2 protein-coding genes are annotated in these 5,967 nt (G+C 61.9%); one reads left to right on the top strand and one right to left on the bottom strand.

All coding sequences use genetic code 11. The features are described from left to right. Positions 1-96: 96 nt before the first annotated feature. A complete protein-coding gene (gene ettA / locus DCO47_RS25220) occupies positions 97-1,761 on the bottom strand; it encodes an energy-dependent translational throttle protein EttA (protein WP_016773108.1) in 1,665 nt (554 codons plus the stop codon). A 286-nt stretch (positions 1,762-2,047) separates the two neighbouring features. On the opposite strand from ettA, the gene morA reads away from it, so the two are divergent. Continuing rightward, positions 2,048-5,896: a cyclic di-GMP receptor MorA gene (gene morA / locus DCO47_RS25215; RefSeq protein WP_116659170.1), complete on the top strand. Its 3,849-nt coding sequence runs from the start codon at positions 2,048-2,050 to the stop codon at positions 5,894-5,896. Positions 5,897-5,967 lie beyond the last annotated feature (71 nt).

Here is a 5,967-nt window from a genome sequence, read left to right as displayed (position 1 = left end):
GCCTGCTCGCGATGGCCACACCTCGGTCCCGCTGAAAAAAACCGGGCAAAAAAAACGGAGCCCGAAGGCTCCGCTCTTTCTGCAACCAACCCGATATCAGGCCAGTTTCTTGTGACGTACCCGGTGTGGCTGGGCCGCTGCTTCACCGAGGCGTTTCTTGCGATCGGCTTCGTACTCGGTGTAGTTGCCTTCGAAGAACACCGCTTGCGAGTCGTCTTCGTACGCCAGGATGTGCGTGGCGACACGGTCAAGGAACCACCGATCGTGGGAGATCACAATGGCGGCGCCCGGGAAGTCCAGCAGGGCTTCCTCCAGCGAACGCAGGGTTTCCACGTCGAGGTCGTTGGACGGTTCGTCGAGCAGCAGGACGTTGCCGCCCTCCTTCAGGGTCAGCGCCAGGTGCAGACGACCGCGCTCACCGCCGGACAGATCCTTGACGAACTTCTGCTGGTCGCCGCCCTTGAAGTTGAAGCGGCCGACGTAGGTGCGCGACGGGATCTCGTAGTTGCCGATGCGGATCTGGTCGGAACCGTCGGAGATCTGCTGGAACACGGTCTTGCTGCCGTCGAGGTCTTCGCGGCTCTGGTCGACGCAGGCCAGTTGCACGGTTTCGCCGATTTCGATGCTGCCCGAATCCGGGGTTTCCTTGCCCATGAGCATGCGGAACAGCGTCGACTTACCGGCACCGTTACCACCGATCACGCCGACGATGGCGCCCTTCGGCATGGAGAACGACAGGTTGTCGATCAGCACGCGATCGCCGTAACCCTTGGTGACGTTCTTGAACTCGATGACCTTGTCGCCCAGGCGCGGACCGGCCGGGATATAGATCTCGTTGGTTTCGCTGCGCTTCTGGAATTCCTGCGATTGCATTTCCTCGAAGCGTTGCAGACGTGCCTTGGATTTCGACTGGCGGGCCTTGGCGCCTTTGCGCACCCACTCCAGTTCTTCTTTCATGGCTTTTTCATGAGCCGACTGCTGCTTGGACTCCTGGGCCAGACGATCGGACTTGGCTTCGAGCCAGCCCGAATAGTTGCCCTCGTAAGGAATGCCCGCGCCGCGGTCGAGTTCCAGAATCCAGCCGGCGACGTTGTCGAGGAAGTACCGGTCGTGCGTGATCGCGACCACGGTGCCCGGGAAGTCGTGGAGGAAATGCTCCAGCCACGCCACGGAGTCGGCATCCAGGTGGTTGGTCGGTTCGTCGAGCAGCAGCATGTCCGGGGCGGACAGCAGCAGACGGCACAGGGCGACACGACGCTTTTCACCACCGGACAGGTGTTCCACTTTCGCGTCCCAGGCGGGCAGACGCAACGCATCGGCGGCGACTTCCAGCTGGCGCTCGAGGTTGTGACCGTCGCTGGCCTGCAGGATCGCTTCGAGCTTGGCCTGTTCAGCGGCGAGCTTGTCGAAGTCGGCATCCGGGTCGGCGTAGGCGGCGTAGACCTCGTCCAGGCGCGCTTGCGCATCCTTGATCACGCTGACCGCTTCCTCGACCACTTCACGTACGGTCTTGGCGGGGTCGAGCTGCGGCTCTTGCGGCAGGTAACCGATGTTCAGGTCCGGCATCGGACGGGCTTCGCCTTCGAACTCGGTATCGACGCCGGCCATGATTTTCAGCAGCGTGGATTTACCCGAACCGTTGAGGCCGAGCACGCCGATCTTGGCGCCGGGGAAGAAGGACAGCGAAATGTTCTTGAGGATTTCCCGCTTCGGCGGAACAACTTTGCCCAGCCGATGCATGGTGAAGACGTATTGAGCCATGGAGAACCTTGGGTCAGTGACAGATGAATGATTGGAGCGCAGGCGATGCCTGGCCAGACTGTGCGCGTCGTTCACTTGATCACGATCAATGCGTGCGCGCTGGAAAAAGTCTGATTGTAGGGGCTGGAACGCCCCCGTCTAACCGGCAAAGCTACCTGAATGACCGGTGGCAGTCCAGCCGAGAGGGGCTGGCACTTCGCCACAACTCAAGGCATGCTAGCCGCCCTTCGGGCGTCCGGCTTATAGTGCACGTCGCGCCAGTCCAGCCAAATCGCAGGATCACAGCTTGACCAATGTCACTCCGCCAGCCTCTGTGAGCAGCACCCCACCGGCGCCCGGCTCGCCCCTGCGCGGGACATTGAAGGGGGCGCTGGCCACCCTCGTGCTGTTATTGCTCGCGTTGCTGTTCTGGCAACTGCTCGATCAATTGCGTGAAACCCAGAAGAACCAGCGCCAGTACACCATCGACTACACCGCCGACCTCGCCGCGCAAGTCAGCCTGAACATGGCGCTGAACGCGCAAATCGCCCTCAATCTGCTACCGATCGTCGAGCAACCGCAAACCGCCGACGAACAGCAGATGCTCTTGCGCAAACTGCAGCGCTCGCTGCCCGATCTGCGCAGCATGGCCCTGCTCTCGCCCTCCGGCCGGATCATCAGAGACAGCGCCAGCGACAGCTCCGACGCCGATTACCTGACCGAACTGGTACGCCGCAGCCGCGCCCAGGCGCATTACTTCAGCAACGCCGATGACGGCTCGGTGGTGCACCTGTTGTTGCATCAGGCCAGCGGCAGCAGTCGCGGTTACTGGGCGTTGCGCCTGACGCCGACGTTCTTCGACTCGCTGACCAAACAGGACGCCACCGCCCTGCGCCCATTGTGGCTGGTGGAAAACCGCCTCAATCACCAGATCATCAGCCGCGAAGCCGGATTGCCCTCGGCCAAGGCTGGCGGGCTGACCCCCGACGATGTCGCCAACACCGTGCTGACTGTGCCGCTGAGCAGCAGCGACTGGCAATTGCGCGGGCTGTTCGACCGCCAGCGCGTGCTGGAAGAATTGCTGCCGGCGTTCATCGGCAAATGCCTGCTCGGCCTGGCGTTCTCGATGCTGCCGGTGATTGCCCTGCTCAACATGCGCCGCCGCCAGCGCCAGGTGCATGAAGGCCGGCGGCGCTATCAGGACATTTTCGAAGGCACCGGCGTGGCCTTGTGCGTGCTTGACCTGTCCGGCCTCAAGCAGATGTTCGACAAGGCGCAGATCCAGACCAGCGACCAGCTCAAGGCCTGGCTCGACCAACCGCAGCAGCGCCAGCAATTGCTCGCGGAAATGCGCGTTACCGAGGTCAATCAGGTCGCCCTGCAACTGCTTGATGTGCATTCCTGCGACGATGCCTGGCAACTGCTGATCGACGGCCAGCGCCATCCGCAGTGCGCGATCGGTCAGCAGATCCTCGACGCCGTGCTGCAGCAGCAGAAGCAGCTGGAACTGGAAATCAAACTGCCCAACAGCAATGGCCGCGACCAGCACCTGTGGATGGTCCTGCGCCTGCCGAGCGAGCAGCACGACTATAAAGCGGTGATCCTCAGCATCAACGACATCACCAGCCGCAAGCTGATCGAACTGTCGTTGCTGGAGCGCGAAGGCTTCTGGTCGGACGTGGTGCGCACCGTGCCGGATCATCTGTATGTGCAGGACGTGATCAGCCAGCGGATGATTTTCAGCAACCACCACCTCGGCCAGACCCTCGGCTACAACCGCACTGAACTGCATCAGATGGGCGAATACTTCTGGGAAATCCTCCTGCACCCGGAAGACGCCGACTATTACCATCGTTCGCGGCAGTTGCAGCGCCACGCCGGTTACAGCCAGCTGTTGCAATGCCAGCTGCGCTTCCGCCATCGCGACGGCAAGTGGCGGCGCTTCGACATTCGTGAACAGGCACTGGCGCGGGACAAGCACGATCAGGTCACGCGGATCATCGGCGTCGCCAAGGACATCACCGAACAGATCGAGGCCAGCGAATCGCTGCGTGACAGCGAGCAGCGCTACCGCATGCTCGCCGAAAGCATCAGCGACGTGATTTTCTCCACCGACTCCAAGCTTTCGCTGAACTACGTCAGCCCGTCGGTGCAGGCTGTGCTTGGCTACAACGCCGAATGGATTTTCCAGAATGGCTGGCAATCGACCATCGCTAACCCCGGGCAGTTGAACGGCATCTACACGCTGATGGACCGCGTCAGCAAAGCGCTGGACAAGCCAGAGCAACTGGCGTTGCTGCGCAGTCAGGTGCAAACCCAGCTGTTCCTGTTCGACTGCCTGCGCGCCGATGGCCGCAAGATTCCGATCGAACTGCGCCTGGTACTGGTCTGGGACGAACACGGCGCGTTCGAAGGCGTGCTCGGCGTCGGCCGCGATATCAGCCAGCAGCGCCGTGCCGAGAAAGACCTGCGCATGGCTGCTACGGTATTCGAGCACTCGACCTCGGCGATCCTGATCACCGACCCGGCCGGCTACATCGTCCAGGCCAACGAAGCGTTCAGTCGGGTCAGCGGTTACACAGTCAGCGAAGTCCTCGACCAATTGCCGAACATGCTCACCGTCGACGAGCAGCAGGACGCGCACCTGCGCTACGTGCTCAAGCAGTTGCACGAGCACAGCACCTGGGAAGGCGAAGTGTGGATGAAGCGCCGCAACGGCGAGCATTACCCGGCGTGGGTCGGCATCACCGCCGTGCTCGACGACGAAGGCGATCTGGCCAGTTACGTGTGTTTCTTCAGCGACATCAGCGAGCGCAAGGCCAGCGAGCAGCGCATCCACCGCCTCGCCTACTACGACGCCCTCACCCACCTGCCGAACCGCACGCTGTTCCAGGACCGTCTGCACACCGCACTGCAAGCGGCCGAACGGCAGAAGTCGTGGGTGGTGCTGATGTTCCTCGACCTCGACCGTTTCAAACCGATCAATGACTCACTTGGCCACGCCGCTGGCGACCGCATGCTCAAGGACATGGCCACGCGTCTGCTGGCCTGCGTCGATGACGACGACACAGTGGCGCGCATGGGTGGTGATGAATTCACCTTGCTGTTGCAGCATCGCTCCAGCCGTGAACTGGCGCTGAACCGGGCGATTCATGTCGCCGAGCAGATCCTCGCCAGTCTGGTGCGGCCGTTCGTGCTGGAGGGCCGCGAGTTCTTCGTCACCGCCAGTATCGGCATTGCCCTGAGCCCGCAGGACGGCAACGAACTCAGCCAATTGATGAAGAACGCCGACACCGCGATGTACCACGCCAAGGAACGCGGCAAGAACAACTTCCAGTTCTATCAGGCCGACATGAACGCCAGTGCGCTGGAACGTCTGGAGCTGGAAAGCGATTTGCGTCATGCGCTGGAGCAGAACGAATTCGTCCTGTATTACCAGCCACAGTTCAGCGGCGACGGCAAACGTTTGACCGGCGCCGAAGCGCTGCTGCGCTGGCGCCATCCGCGGCGTGGACTGGTGCCGCCGGGGGATTTCATTCCGGTGCTGGAAGAGCTCGGGCTGGTGGTGGACGTTGGCGACTGGGTCATCAGCGAGGCCTGTCGACAGCTGAAAACCTGGCACCAGCAGCGGGTGCGGGTGCCGAAGGTCTCGGTGAACATCTCCGCACGGCAGTTTTCCGACGGCCAGTTGGGCACCCGGATCGCGACGATCCTGCGGGAAACCGGCCTGCCACCGGCGTGTCTGGAACTGGAACTGACCGAAAGTATCCTGATGCGCGAAGTCAGCGAGGCAATGCAGATTCTTGCCGGACTGAAAAACCTCGGCCTGAGTATCGCAGTCGATGACTTCGGCACCGGTTATTCATCGCTGAACTACCTCAAGCAATTCCCGATCGACGTGCTGAAGATCGACCGCACCTTCGTTGACGGCCTGCCGTCCGGCGAACAGGACGCACAGATCGCCCGTGCAATTATCGCCATGGCCCACAGCCTGAACCTGGCGGTAATTGCCGAGGGCGTGGAAACCCACGAGCAACTGGACTTCCTGCGTGAGCATGGCTGCGATGAGGTGCAGGGTTATCTGTTCGGACGGCCGATGCCGGCGGGGCGGTTCGAGGCGCAGTTCTGTAACGATGCGCTCTTCATGTTCGACTAGAACACGCAATTGTGGCGAGGGAGCTTGCTCCCGCATGAGTTACGCAGGGCTACACGGGTATTGGGCAGCTG

Origin of the sequence: Pseudomonas sp. NDM, assembly GCF_003105095.1 — a bacterium.
GTDB lineage: Bacteria > Pseudomonadota > Gammaproteobacteria > Pseudomonadales > Pseudomonadaceae > Aquipseudomonas > Aquipseudomonas moraviensis_A.
Note: the sequence above shows the minus strand (reverse complement) of the source record. Positions and strands in the feature narration are given on the sequence as shown.